12 protein-coding genes and 1 pseudogene are annotated in these 13138 nt (G+C 37.2%); 10 read left to right on the top strand and 3 right to left on the bottom strand.

The window, feature by feature from the left end:
• Positions 1-38 precede the first annotated feature (38 nt).
• On the top strand, positions 39-362 hold the full coding sequence (locus tag H9L19_RS06435) for a DUF2255 family protein (RefSeq protein WP_205160248.1): 324 nt from the start codon (positions 39-41) through the stop codon (positions 360-362).
• A gap of 803 nt (positions 363-1165) precedes the next feature.
• Here H9L19_RS06435 and H9L19_RS08320 read toward each other — a convergent pair.
• Complete coding sequence (locus H9L19_RS08320; protein WP_243198238.1) at positions 1166-1522, bottom strand: ribonuclease G; 357 nt, start codon at positions 1520-1522, stop codon at positions 1166-1168.
• A 177-nt stretch (positions 1523-1699) separates the two neighbouring features.
• Positions 1700-1765 (bottom strand): annotated as a pseudogene (locus tag H9L19_RS08530) (hypothetical protein); the annotation flags it as partial.
• 969 nt (positions 1766-2734) lie between these two features.
• On the opposite strand from H9L19_RS08530, the gene gloA2 reads away from it, so the two are divergent.
• Complete coding sequence (gene gloA2 / locus H9L19_RS06445) at positions 2735-3115, top strand: SMU1112c/YaeR family gloxylase I-like metalloprotein (protein ID WP_187528855.1); 381 nt, start codon at positions 2735-2737, stop codon at positions 3113-3115.
• A gap of 148 nt (positions 3116-3263) precedes the next feature.
• Here gloA2 and H9L19_RS06450 read toward each other — a convergent pair whose 3' ends face one another.
• Positions 3264-4145 carry an AraC family transcriptional regulator gene (locus H9L19_RS06450; RefSeq protein WP_187528856.1) on the bottom strand — a complete coding sequence of 294 codons (882 nt, stop codon included), beginning with the start codon at positions 4143-4145 and terminating at the stop codon, positions 3264-3266.
• A 277-nt stretch (positions 4146-4422) separates the two neighbouring features.
• Between H9L19_RS06450 and H9L19_RS06455 the strand changes: the two genes are divergently transcribed.
• From H9L19_RS06455 to H9L19_RS06485, 8 genes are all read left to right on the top strand, one after another.
• Entirely contained in the window at positions 4423-5700 is a 1278-nt protein-coding gene (locus H9L19_RS06455; protein ID WP_187528857.1) for a PTS sugar transporter subunit IIC, read from the top strand.
• A gap of 52 nt (positions 5701-5752) precedes the next feature.
• Positions 5753-6850, top strand: coding sequence for a DUF871 domain-containing protein (locus tag H9L19_RS06460; protein WP_187528858.1), 1098 nt, complete (start codon positions 5753-5755; stop codon positions 6848-6850).
• Positions 6851-6980: 130 nt separating this feature from the next.
• Positions 6981-8435, top strand: coding sequence for a 6-phospho-beta-glucosidase (locus H9L19_RS06465; protein WP_187528859.1), 1455 nt, complete (start codon positions 6981-6983; stop codon positions 8433-8435).
• 25 nt (positions 8436-8460) lie between these two features.
• On the top strand, positions 8461-9846 hold the full coding sequence (locus tag H9L19_RS06470; protein ID WP_187528860.1) for a glycoside hydrolase family 1 protein: 1386 nt from the start codon (positions 8461-8463) through the stop codon (positions 9844-9846).
• Between the two features lie 166 nt (positions 9847-10012).
• Positions 10013-11419 (top strand): PTS sugar transporter subunit IIC, encoded by a 1407-nt coding sequence (locus tag H9L19_RS06475; RefSeq protein ID WP_187528861.1) that lies wholly within the window; start codon positions 10013-10015, stop codon positions 11417-11419.
• 116 nt (positions 11420-11535) lie between these two features.
• Positions 11536-11856, top strand: coding sequence for a hypothetical protein (locus tag H9L19_RS06480; RefSeq protein ID WP_187528862.1), 321 nt, complete (start codon positions 11536-11538; stop codon positions 11854-11856).
• Positions 11857-11985: 129 nt separating this feature from the next.
• Positions 11986-12120: a YdcF family protein gene (locus tag H9L19_RS08410; RefSeq protein ID WP_276509294.1), complete on the top strand. Its 135-nt coding sequence runs from the start codon at positions 11986-11988 to the stop codon at positions 12118-12120.
• 290 nt (positions 12121-12410) lie between these two features.
• Positions 12411-13112 (top strand): glucosamine-6-phosphate deaminase, encoded by a 702-nt coding sequence (locus tag H9L19_RS06485; protein ID WP_187528863.1) that lies wholly within the window; start codon positions 12411-12413, stop codon positions 13110-13112.
• The last annotated feature ends 26 nt before the right edge of the window (positions 13113-13138 follow it).

The raw sequence follows: 13138 nt of genomic DNA on the forward strand, positions 1-13138 counted from the left end.
AACTTGATGATTGACATATTGCACCATATCATGATGATATGAAAACGATAGGTACTTTGACGTATATCTGGTCGGTTGTCACGGAGAATAATCTGTATAGTCGTGCTGGATATGGACAGAATTCTCGTTGGTATCAGGCTGCAAAAGCGCAAAAGTCCGGGAGAATAAGTATCGGTGGTGAAGAATACGTAGTTGATTTTGAGATAATTTCAGATAAGGAAAATGAAGCCTTGATGGTGGCGATAGATCAAGCTTATATTGAAAAATATGACAAAAAAGATCACGATTCAACGCAGATTATGATTAGTAAAATACCTAATGGACCACGTACAGCAACCGTTCGAGTGATTCCTGCATCATAGAAAACATTTTTAATCTTAGCGCACAAAGGAGTTGATACTTTGAACGCGTAGTAAAGCAATGACATAAGTTGTTGCTTTTTAATTTGTAAAATTAAGCACCATAAATTCAATTCATGCTATGTGTACCAACAAACATGAAAAAGACATTGATTTAATCCAATTAGTTAAAGGCTTATAGCTGCTTAAGTATAGAAATCTACATTTTAAAGAGAAAAAAGAATGACGATAGCGTGAGATGAAGAAGACCTTCTGTTTTTTGTTTTGTTTAAATTCCTTATAATAACTATGAATAGCTATTATAAGGAATTTAAACATCGATCTGCATCTAATTGGAATGGTTATTGAATGAATTGCATCAACAAATATACAACTAGTGAAATACCTAACATTATCAGACAAATGTTGGTTAATCGGCGGACAAATATTTTACATTTATCATTTCCAATGACGTAAATTAATAATAGTGGCCATAAATAAAATGCGGAAAGCAGACTTAACCAGATGATAGCCGTACCAGCTGAGCGTTCTTTAGAACTTTTTTTTGTGAACAAGAAATGGAAGTGCGTAGCTGAGCCAGTCATTATCGAGACATCAGACATAATATCGGTGACCATGACTGTAGGATCGTGTTGAAACATGAGAAAATAGTTAATATGAATGCAACTATAGGGAGGGCTACCATTTCCAGTCTTGCTTCGAACATTTCGATCAGAATGAAACTTCCTTTGCGACTTAGCAAAAGATATGTATCCCACAAAAAAAGTGGGTTATTTGTGCCATAGAGTTATCATGTGGAAAATTTTTTAGTATCCGTATGTGTAATATGAAGTGATGGCACTAATAAATGAAGCTAAAAATAAAATATATACGACGATACCGAAAACGACTAGGATTAATTTGGCGATTCCCGCACGATTCCAGGTGTCTTGAATTGCCTTAAAGGTTGCGATGTCTTTTGTGTCGCCATCTTGCCAAGCCCATTCGTTTCCTTTTGCACCAACGACAAAAATCCAAACGATATTAAAAATAGGGACAAGCGTCAAAAGTGGTAGATATGTCTTATTGGCAATTCCCCAAAGCCAGCTAAATGCAAAAGCACCCCAATTCCAGCCCTTAATTTCGTCAGGTACTGGGATATTAGATGTTGGGGTAGGATTGATGTCATCGGTAGCAACACGAGGAATCTTTGACGCGTTAGTTTGTTTCAATTTAATATTGCCTTGAATTAACGATTGAGCTTTAGAAACCGATATATCTTTTAGTAATGTTGAATTGCCAACCGTACCTGGCGTTAACCCTAATTTTGACAAACATGATGCACAAATTTTACCATCAGATAATTTTTCTGATGTCATCAATGTTAATTTATTAGTTTCACATACGGGGCATAAAACCTCAGCCATAGTATAATCTCCTGTAAAATAGCGTAATTGCTAAAATAATAAATGCTTTTAACGTGGATCATGGATTGCACGTATTTACCACCAACCACCATAGTTGACGGGTTAAAAATTTTGAAAAAACATCGTAGATATCCGATAAAAGATGAGAAAGCGTACCCAAATTAAATTTGAAAACACTTACCATTGATGTGATAAGTGTTCAAAACAATTTTATTGTCAGAAGTTTTGGCACTTTATTGCATAAAATTATTTCGATTATCCCAAAGATACATAATTGCGAGTATCACAATGCCTAGATTGGAACTGATAATTGCAAAGGTTTGTTGGTTAAGAATCCAACTAATAAGGGAAACAAACATTAGGATAAGTGCGGCAATGACAATTAGGACATTGATTTTTTTCATAGTAAAGAGCCTCTTTTCGTTGTGTTTTCAGGACGTTGATTGTTTACAAATCTGTGCTGATTTGATGATGGTCGATTAGGAATAAGTGTTATTGCTTAACTTATTTAAATCTTCAATCGATATATAATTGGTTATGAGGATAAAGAATGGGATTGCCAGGCATGTTCAATCTGGAATCTGAAACAGGCCGTTTTCTGTAAATCAAATCAATCCAATATGACCCAATAAAACAATCATTTCAGAAAAAAAAGATATGCATTCATTTAAAAGTATAACAATAGAATGTAATTCGATGTTGTTTTTATTAAAAAATAAATTAATATACATATTTATTTTTAGCCATAGAAGATAATTGATGGTATGCTTTGAGGATAAAATCTCATTCAAATTTTCAAGTAAATTGGTTGTTGATTTTTAAGGATATACTTATCAGTTCTGATGCATGCCGATATACTGATCACGAATCAATTTGTCGCGATCACTAGGTTTGTATGAAAAAAGAGTGTACATGGGTTAATTAAATGATTAAAATAATTGATATTAGTCAACATTAAGGAAGGTAATTATGGCATTTCAATATATACATCATGTGGCGATTAATGCATCCGATTATGATGCGACGATTGATTTTTATGTGGACAAATTAGGGTTTGAAATTATTCGTGAGCACATTAGAAAAGATAGACAGGATATCAAGTTGGACTTACGCTTTGGAGAGCAAGAATTGGAAATTTTTATTCAAAGTAATTTACCAAAGCGGTTAAGTTATCCAGAAGCATTGGGTTTGCGACATTTAGCCTTCAGAGTTGATTCAGTACCTGAAACTGTCGCATTACTTAATGCTAAAGGCATTTTGACTGAGCCAGTCCGGCTTGATGATTATACAAATAAAAGAATGACTTTTTTTACAGACCCAGATGGCTTGCCACTTGAGATTCATGAATGACTAATTGTTGGATAGCTGATGAACAAATATTAGTAACTAGATGATATGAAAAATTTCAAAATTTAATCAGTTTAATAATATATATGATAAAAATGGTTACTTATTACCTGCCGGTCGGCAGGTAATAAGTAACCTATTTTTTTGTTAACTAAATGAGTGTTTCGGACAAAGTAAGTGTTTGATGTTGGTTTTGTGCGAATTCACCGGATAATTTTCGATAGTCACTTGGCGTCATGTTAAATATTTTGGAAAAAGCACGACTAAATACGCAAAGGCTGTTAAAGCCAGTACGATCGCTGATTTGTGCAATCGAAAGATTGGTTTTTTGGAGTAATTGGCATGCACGGTTAAAACGAATACCAATTAGCCAAGATTTTGGCGCCATACCAAATTGATCGTGAAAGAGGCGAGACAGATAGGAACGGTCAATTTTGATGGCGTCTGCAATATTAGCGATTGAAATGTCTTCACAATAATGCTGTTCTATGAAATGTTGTGCTTGTTGTGCATAAGATGAAAAAGTTACTGACAAAGGCTGAAGCTCATTTTCAAGCGTATCAGTGATGAAAGTATTGATGAAATTAGTCATCAAATAATCTAAATCTTGTTGGGATGGTTGCGGTGATTTATCAAATTTGAGTGCTTGATCAATCAGTGTTACATAGGTTTCAAGCCATACGGAGTTAAAAATATAATTTGGGCTAAATGATTTCTGATTTTGTACGATATGTTGGACATCTGTGCCACTAAATGACAACCAACCGTAAGTTAACGGTCGATTTAAACTTGATAAAATCATCATCGAATCACCGGGCGCTACTAGGAAACAAGTGCCGGGTCTGAGTTGATAGCGCTGATGATTAAAAAAAACATAACCTTCGCCAGACTGGATAAATTGAATGACATAATTTTGGTTTGGTGTGTGTTCAAAGGTGTCAAAAGGGAATGTTTGCTTAACACCACAGGAATTGAAGAATAGTTTGGCGCGCGTGGGCAGACTATCTAATAATTCAACTGATGATTTTGCCATAGGAGAGCCTTTCTATTTTAATGTGTAAACGCTTACATTTTACATTGTAGCATATATAGAAGGGCATATTAAATAATTAGGGAAATATAGGATTGTCGAAAAACTTGTTGATGTTTTTATGGGAAGCGTTAGTTGTTTCAATGTTGTTGGATGAAAACGTATGAAAATATGAAATAAACTTCACAAAAAATTCAATGAAAACGCTTACTTTCGCAAAGAATTCACATTATCCTGAATTTAGGACCTATTAGTCCAATATTAGGGGAGGTATAGCAATATGATGCGTATTACAACATTTTTAGAAAAATATTTAACACCATTAGGTGCTAAGTTAGCAAATAATAAACCATTAACAGCTATTCGCGACGGAATAGCTATGGCAATGCCGTTAATTATTGTTGGCTCAGCAGCCATGTTATTGGCTAATGGCTTTGCGATTGATGCTTTTAAGAATTGGTTAATGGATACCGGTGCGTTTGATTGGTTAGTCAAGGTCGTCAATGCGACGTTTGGACTGATGGGCGTTGTTTCGGTTTTTGGTATCGCTTATCGTTACGCGCAATCATTAAAAGTAGATCCAACTTCAGCCGGGATTTTGTCTCTGGCTAGTTTTATCTTAGTTACACCAGATTTAATTACTAAGGATGCCACAGGAATATCATTTGGCTATTTGGGGGCAGCTGGTTTGTTTGCTGCTATTCTAGTCGCTCTAGTTTCAACAAAAATATTTTCTATTTTTGTTAAACGAAATATTCAGATTAAAATGCCCGACGGTGTACCGCCAGCAGTTGCTGCATCATTTGCAGCATTAATCCCAGGGGCAGTTATTATTGTTGGCTGGGGTGGTATTTATGCCTTATTAGCTGCGACACCATTCCATAATATTCACCAAATTTTGCAAGTATTGTTGGGGCAACCTTTGACGGCATTTGGTGGTTCCTTAGCGGGTGCGTTAGTGGTGACAATTTTAACGTCATTATTTTGGTTCGTTGGTGTGCATGGCGGTAATGTCACAGGGGCTATCATGTCACCAATTTGGCTGGGAATGATGGCGCAAAATTTGAAAGTTTATGAAGCCAATCCCAATGCTGTTATGCCGCATATCGTGACACAACCGTTTATGGATATGTTTGTGTATTTAGGTGGCGGTGGGGCAACCTTTGGCTTGGTAATTGCCATTCTAATCACTGCGAAGTCAGCTAAGTTAAAAATGATGAAGCCATTGATTACAGCACCTGGTATTTTCAATATTAATGAACCAACAATGTTTGGAGTACCGGTCGTCTTGAATGTCAAATTGATTATTCCATTTGTTTTGGCGCCGGTTGTCAATGCGATTATTGCCTTTATTGCAATGTCTACTGGGTTGGTGCATGCCACAGTTGGTATCGTTATTCCTTGGGTCATGCCACCAGTATTGTCAGGTTTTCTTGCGACTGGGTCACATATTTCGGGGGCGGTCTTACAAATCGTCTTGATTATTATTGATGTTTTACTTTATCTACCTTTCGTCAAGGTCATGGATAATGATGAAGTCAAGTTAGAGCAAAGTTAGGCGAGAACGCTCATATTATAAGAAAACTGTATTTTTAAGAAGGAGGTCGCCTATGAGCTTAGGAATCGCCATTTATCCATCTAAAATGACTATGACGGCAATGAAAACGTATGTGAAACAGGCCGCAGATTTAGGTTATCGGCGTATTTTCACGTCGATGTTGGAAGTTGCAGACAATCCCCAAGAGACTTTAGATAAATATCAGGAGATTATCCATTACGGCAATCAATTGTATATGGAAACGACAATTGATATTAGCCCGGTTTTATTTGATAAGTTAAATATTAGTTATCAAGATTTGGCACTGTTTGACCAAATCGGAGCGAAAGCGATTCGATTAGATGAAGGTTTCACAGGTATGGAAGAGGCAAGAATGACGCAAAATCCATATGGGATTAAGATTGAATTGAATATTTCAAGAGGCCAGCATTATATTGACTTGATTCAGGATTTCAGCCCAAATGCGGCAGCTATCATGGGTTCGCATAATTTTTATCCACAGTCATTTACGGGATTGGATAGTCAATATTTTATTGCTACTGCACAACAATATAAAAAGTATCATCTAACTACGGCCGCATTTGTGGATACAGCATCTGGGGCTGTGGGACCATGGCCCAATTCAAATTTAATGGTTAGCGCCGAAATACAGCGCATGATGCCTATTTCAACGCAAGTGCGGTGGTTAAAAATGTTGGGGGTGATTGATGATATCTTAATTGCGAGTTCGTTAGTTGATATTGAAGACTTGAAGGCTGTCGCGTCAGCTTATTTCGAGCCGCTACCTAGCTTAACCGTTACTTTTAATGATAATGCAACGACATTGGAAAAACAAATTATTTTAGAGTCAACGCATATGTATCGAGGGGATTATTCGGGCTATATGATTCGTTCAACTATGACCCGGATTGTTTATCGAAATCAACTGAATGAACCACGGCAAACCAATGATATTGATATTGGTGATATTACAGTGGGTAATTCCAATGCTGGACAGTATCAAAATGAAACCCAAATTGCGTTAAAGACACGGCCAAATATAGGCCAACAACATAACGTCGTTGGTAGAATCAGGCCGAGTGATTTGCCATTGTTGCAACAATTGAAACCATGGCAATCATTTCGTCTGCATACAATAACAGACAGCTAAAAAAACATAAAAAAAGCTCAAGAAAGGCATGATTCTTGAGCTTTTTTGGCGCAGTTATTCGCTAATGTAGAAGATGAACAATTGTGTTCATATGAGAGTTCTAATTGATCATTGTAAAAGGAGGAATGACATGCGGACAGAATATCAGATGCCAGATGATTTTTTGTGGGGCGTTGCCGTTGCGGCACATCAATTGGAGGGTGCTTGGGATATAGACGGTAAAGGCGTTTCCATTGCTGACGTCATGCTTGCTGGTGAAAATAAAAAGATTCAAACGGGTGGTCGACGGGTCGTGACGGATGACGTATTGCCGAATGGCAATTACCCTAATCATCGTGGAATAGATTTTTATCATACTTATCCGAAAGATTTTAAACTGCTGGCTGAATTAGGGATTAAAGCTTTTCGAACATCGATTGCTTGGACGCGAATTTTCCCCAATGGTGATGAAAGTGAACCAAACGAAGCAGGACTTAAATTTTACGATGACATGATTGATGATATGTTGCGACATGAGATTGAACCAGTACTGACAATGTCACATTTTGAAATGCCATATCATCTTGTGAAAACATATGGTGGATGGCGTAATCGAAAATTAATTGATTTTTGGCTAAATTTTGCTGAGGTAGTTTTACGTCGTTATGGGGATCGTGTCACATATTGGATGACATTCAACGAAATCAACAATCAGATGGCATGGCAAGATAGCCATCCGATGTTACAAAATTCAGGCCTAAAAGACTATCCATCCGACCAAGCAGAACGACTCATGTATCAAGCGTCGCACTATGAACTTGTTGCGTCAGCTTTAACAACAAAGTTGGCGCATGAGATTAATACTGAATTGCAGATTGGCTGCATGATAGCCTTCAACCCTGTTTATCCGGCGACTTCGAAACCAGAAGATATTATGATGGCCGAACGTGCAATGCAAAATCGGTATTATTGGGGTGAGGTACATGCAACCGGTAAATATCCTAATTGGTTATTGAGTTATTGGCAGCATAAAGACTTAGCCATTGATTATACTGACGAGGATTTAACAATTATAGCTGAATATCCGGTTGATTTCGTTGGATTTTCATATTATATGTCATGGACAGTAACAGATACGGGAGATGAATGGCTGTTTTATGATGAGGAGAAAAATCATGGAGATAATCCTTATTTGCAAAAATCAGATTGGGGTTGGCAAATTGACCCAGTTGGCGTACGTTACGCCATGAATTGGATGTGGGACCGTTGGCATAAGCCAATGTTTATCGTTGAGAATGGCTTTGGCGCATACGATCAATTACAAACGGATGGGTCAGTACATGATGATTATCGAATTGCCTATTTTCGAGATCATATCAAAGCAATGAAAAAAGCAGTTGTATTGGATAAAATCCCATTGATTGGCTATTGTCCATGGTCAGGCATTGATATTGTGTCAGCATCAACGGGCGAAATGGCCAAACGTTATGGGTTTATTTATGTTGACCTTGACGATTTGGGACATGGGACCGGCATGCGTTATCGAAAAGATTCGTTTGCATGGTATCAACAAGTGATTCAATCGAATGGCGCGGTACTTGATTGACGGTAGTGAAAAGAAGGAGTGAATAATGGGAAAAGAGCAAATGCCTCGTGACTTTTTCTGGGGTAATTCAGTATCATCAATGCAAACGGAAGGTGCATGGCAAGAAGATGGTAAAGGGTTATCAGTCTATGATATTCGACCCGAAACGGCTACAACAATGAATTGGCATGATGCAATTGATGAATATCATCGATATGAAGAAGATTTGGATTTGATGCAGACGATGCATATGAACATGTATCGGGTCCAAATATCATGGTCACGAGTTTGTCCAGATGGTGATGGCAATTTTAATGAAGCGGGATTGGCGTATTATGATCGCTTAATTGATGCAATGTTAGAGCGACAAATTGAACCAATGATTTGTTTGTACCATTTTGATATGCCCTTGAAATTAGCCGAAAAATATAATGGGTTGATATCTCGAACCGTCATGGCAGCTTTCGTTCGTTTTTCAGAGATGGTCGTTCGTCGGTACGCTGACAAAGTCAAGTACTGGCTAACTTTTAATGAACACAATCTATATTTTACAGACGAAGTATTTGAAATCTCAGGCTATATGCATGGTAATCGTAGTTTATCAGATATGTATCGAATTTTTCATCATACGATGTTGGCCCATGCACAGGTCGATAAATTTATTCATGATAATTACTCTGATTTAAAAATTGGTGGCATGTTGGCTTTTGCAGCATGTTATCCAGCTACTTCCAAGCCAGAAGATGTTTTTGCCAATCGACAAATTGATGAATTTTTGAATCATAATTTAAATTCGGCTTTTGCGAATGGTCGATATTCTAATGAGGTCATGCAATATGTAGCTAATCATCATATTGACTGGGACTTTCAAGCTGGTGATGAGCTGATTTTATCAGCACAAAAGGCGGACTTTTTAGCTTTTAGTTACTACCGAACAGATACGATTAATGCTGATAAGATTCCTTCAGACGCAGCACCAAATCGATATTTAAATTTTGGAAATGAAAAAAACCGTTTTTTGACTGCGAATGAATGGCAGTGGACCATTGATCCATTAGGTTTTCGAAATGTGATTGCCACGTTATTTTCTCGCTATGGTGTACCAATTTTCCCTGTTGAAAATGGGATTGGTTGGCGAGAATCTTGGAACGGCAAAGATATGGTAGTTGATGATTATCGAATTGCGTATCATCAATCGCATATTCAGGCGATGAAAGATGCCATGTTCGTTGATGGGGCCAAAGTTCTGGGTTATTTGGGATGGGGGTTAATCGATATTCCGAGCTCACATGCTGATATGGAAAAGCGCTATGGTGTCGTGTATGTCAATCGAACAAATCATGATTTGAAAGACTTAAAGCGGGTACCCAAAAAGTCATTTTATTGGTTGCAAAAGGTTTTGGCAGATAATGGCAATAATTTGGATCTTTAAGACCTAACAATGAGGCATTTAGACCAAATATATTTTTTATGTGAAGTAATTAGCAATAGATAATGAAAACGCTTGCGAGGGACGCGATAAACGCGTAAATATAAAATATAACCTGCAAAAAATGGTGGGCTAATTGTGTATTAATTTAATGAATAGGAGCAAAATTATGAATGAAACGACGCAAGAAACATGGTTGAATCAGCATGTATTGACGCCGATAATGAAGGTGGTTAATACCAAGCCGATGAATGCGCTCAAAAATGGGATGGTTTATGCCTTGCCATTCATCATTATTGGGTCAATTTTCTTGATCCTATCAAATATTCCATATCCGCCTTTGGCCAAAGTTCTCGCAGATTCTGGCTGGGCTGCTTTCTTTTCTCAGGCGAATAATGTCTCGTTTGGTATTTTGGCAGTCTGGGCATCGATTGGAATTGCTTATTGCTATGTTCGTGATGAGGGCTACGAAGCACTACCGGCCGGACTAACGTCATTTTCTGTCTTTTTGCTGTTGCAACATTTGGCAGTAAAAAATCCATTAATTGCCGCAACGGCTAAAGGTGGCGCTTTGTACAGTTATACGAATGAGATTGATAAATTACCACATGTGGTGCAGACATTTTTGAAGTCTGATGTGGGTGGTGTTATTAATACATCTTGGCTTGGTGGTCAAGGTATGATTGGGGCAATTTTGATTGGTATCCTAGTGGGTTGGTCGTATTCAAAAATGTTAAAAGCAGGTTGGGCAATTAAATTACCTGATCAAGTACCTTCAAATGTTGCGGGTCAATTTACGGCCATGATTCCAGCTGGAATTATTATTACGGTAGGCATGTTAGTGTATGCCTTCTTTGACAAAGTATTATCAACAGATTTGCTTAGTGAAATTTATCGCCTAATTCAAATGCCACTCCAAAACATTTCTGACTCATTACCAGGGGCTTTGATTATCGCATTCTTGGTACCATTCTTCTGGTTCTTTGGTGTGCATGGTGGGCTTATCATGGGAGCCATTACATCAGGTTTGTTGATTCCAAATACATTTGATAATGCTGCCTTGTATAAGGCGGGAAAGTTAACTTTGGATCATGGTGCCCACATTGTAACAAATGAGTTCTATAATAATTTTATTAATTTGACTGGTTCTGGAATCACAATTGGATTGGTTGTCTTTACATTATGGCGGGCACGATCGGTACAACTCCGTTCAATTGGAAAAATTGAAGCTGTCCCAGCATTGTTTAATATCAACGAACCATTTTTGTTTGGTTTACCGTTAGTTTTGAATCCAATGTTAGCCATTCCATTCTTCCTAACACCAGTAATTGTTGCATTAACAACTTATCTCGTGATTTGGTCGGGCATCGTTCCACCGCTTAATGGTGTTGCAGCACCATGGACGACACCACCAATTATTTCAGGTTTCTTAATCGGTGGTTGGAAAATGGCAGTTTGGCAAACAATTACGCTTGTCATGTCAACAGCCGTGTATTTCCCATTCGCTGCGCATTACGATAAAATCCTATTCGCACAAGAGCAAGCAGCGTTAGAACAGGAAAATGAAGTCAAATAAGAAATCATAGGCTGTTACTTAAAAGCACTTATTCGGGCATTATTAGCCAAATAGGTGCTTTTGTTTTACAGCATATGAACTTCCTTTAGATACTTTGGTAAAAAATAGTGAAGTAAATGAACAGAAAGCGCAGGCATATTATGAATAATTTATTTAATATCCTTTTAATGAGTATGCTAGGAATTAATTTATTTATCTTCTTAGCTGTTTATTATTTGGAAGCTAGACGCTTATTAGTCGGGAGTAGTTTTAACTTACTAGTAATCCAATTCATTTTTACGAGTGCTATCTTAGGTCAAGATATGACATATTTAAAAACACCAATCATCCTCATAGCGATGATGATCCTGGGCATATTTCTGTTAGGCATTTTAAGTGTTCCAAGTATGATAATTAATAATTTTGTCGTTTATAAGCGGGTAGCACATAATTTATAAAATTCGTCGATAACGGTGAGAGCGTGGGCTCAAGCACATCATTTTGATATCACAAATACCATACTTGAACAAGACAGGAAAAGTACGTATCAAAACCTGGTATATTAAGCACAGAAATTGCCAACGAGCATGAAAAATATTGCAATTGCAACTAATTCATACCACGTCTTTAGAGCAGTTGCTTTGGCAAGATGTTTTGGATTTAATTACCAAGGTATTGGTGGTAGAACACCATTATATATCTTGCAAAATGCTAGTTTATGAGAATTTATTGCATTACTGGTCTTAAATCGTTGGCGTCATATTCTGACTCTCGTAATCTTAAACGGGATTTATCTACTTGGATATTGGTTTTTAAATTCATAATTAATAATGGTTGATTGAGGCGTTTTGATGATTAACAGTGTGATCCATAAAGGTTGATAGTTTTAGCACACGTCATTAAATTTGACTGATCGGCTTGGTCAATTTAAATGAACAAAAGGAGAGTATCTTTTCAAAAAGCCGCGGATGGTGTATAATTGGTCTATACCAATAAAGAGAGGTACATTATTATGGATATTAAAATTGTTGAAAATCAATTGGCTGGTGGCCGTTTAGGACAACAAATATTTGCGGATGCGTTAGCTCAGGGTGCAAACGTTTTCGGATTAGCGACTGGATCAACGCCAATTTCGATTTATGATCAAATTACGGCAAGTGATTTGGATTTTTCTGATAAAATCTCGATTAACCTTGACGAATATAAAGGCATTTCTGGCACACATCCCCAAAGTTACCGCTATTTCATGGATAAGCATTTTTTCTCGAAGAAACCATTTAAAGCAAGTTATGTTCCTAACGGGTTGAACCCTGATGGTGCAGACGAGGCTAAAAAGTATGATGCAATTTTGGCAGAATATCCACGAGATTTACAAATTCTTGGGTTGGGACAAAATGGGCATATCGGATTTAATGAACCCGGTACCCCATTTGATTCAACAACACATGAAGTTGAATTAACTGCATCAACGATTGAAGCAAACGCACGTTTTTTTGATAATGAAAATGAAGTGCCTAAGCAAGCCTATTCAATGGGCATTCAGTCAATTATGGATGCTAAACAAATTTTGATTGTTGCATATGGTCAAAATAAAGCTGCCGCAGTAGCATCAATGATTAATGGCCCAGTGACAGAAAATGTGCCAGCGTCTATTTTGCAAAAGCATGCAAATGTAACAGTCATTTTGGATGCTGATTCAGCAAGCCAATTATAGAAATGAGATAAGGTATTTTCAAGAAA

It is taken from the genome of Weissella diestrammenae (assembly GCF_014397255.1).
Lineage (GTDB): Bacteria > Bacillota > Bacilli > Lactobacillales > Lactobacillaceae > Weissella > Weissella diestrammenae.

Bases quoted from the DNA above. Each gene is read 5' to 3' on its own strand.
- H9L19_RS06435 (WP_205160248.1), top strand. From the start codon at position 39: ATGAAAACGATAGGTACTTTGACGTATATCTGGTCGGTTGTCACGGAG.
- gloA2 (WP_187528855.1), top strand. From the start codon at position 2,735: ATGGCATTTCAATATATACATCATGTGGCGATTAATGCATCCGATTAT.
- H9L19_RS06450 (WP_187528856.1), bottom strand. From the start codon at position 4,145: ATGGCAAAATCATCAGTTGAATTATTAGATAGTCTGCCCACGCGCGCC.
- H9L19_RS06455 (WP_187528857.1), top strand. From the start codon at position 4,423: ATGATGCGTATTACAACATTTTTAGAAAAATATTTAACACCATTAGGT.
- H9L19_RS06460 (WP_187528858.1), top strand. From the start codon at position 5,753: ATGAGCTTAGGAATCGCCATTTATCCATCTAAAATGACTATGACGGCA.
- H9L19_RS06465 (WP_187528859.1), top strand. From the start codon at position 6,981: ATGCGGACAGAATATCAGATGCCAGATGATTTTTTGTGGGGCGTTGCC.
- H9L19_RS06470 (WP_187528860.1), top strand. From the start codon at position 8,461: ATGGGAAAAGAGCAAATGCCTCGTGACTTTTTCTGGGGTAATTCAGTA.
- H9L19_RS06475 (WP_187528861.1), top strand. From the start codon at position 10,013: ATGAATGAAACGACGCAAGAAACATGGTTGAATCAGCATGTATTGACG.
- H9L19_RS06480 (WP_187528862.1), top strand. From the start codon at position 11,536: ATGAACAGAAAGCGCAGGCATATTATGAATAATTTATTTAATATCCTT.
- H9L19_RS08410 (WP_276509294.1), top strand. From the start codon at position 11,986: ATGAAAAATATTGCAATTGCAACTAATTCATACCACGTCTTTAGAGCA.
- H9L19_RS06485 (WP_187528863.1), top strand. From the start codon at position 12,411: ATGGATATTAAAATTGTTGAAAATCAATTGGCTGGTGGCCGTTTAGGA.